Annotated in this window: 1 pseudogene; it reads left to right on the top strand. The window is 37.8% G+C overall.

The features are described from left to right. Positions 1-262 (top strand): annotated as a pseudogene (locus FLQ44_RS07940) (UDP-glucose 6-dehydrogenase); the annotation flags it as partial.

Here is a 262-nt window from a genome sequence, read left to right as displayed (position 1 = left end):
AAAATTTAAAAGAAAAATTTAATACTGAGAATGTTATTTTCTCACCTGAATTTTTACGTGAAGGCAAAGCCCTACATGACAATTTATACCCATCCCGTATTATTGTGGGTGAAAAGTCTGAGCGTGCGCAACAGTTTGCTGATTTGCTGATCGAAGGCGCAATTAAAAAAGATAGTCCAGTTTTATTTACTGACTCTACTGAGGCAGAAGCCATCAAACTATTCGCCAACACTTACTTGGCGATGCGTGTTGCTTACTTCAA

This window comes from Vogesella mureinivorans (assembly GCF_007644035.1).
Lineage (GTDB): Bacteria > Pseudomonadota > Gammaproteobacteria > Burkholderiales > Chromobacteriaceae > Vogesella > Vogesella mureinivorans.
This window is presented reverse-complemented; position numbering and strand designations above follow the sequence as displayed.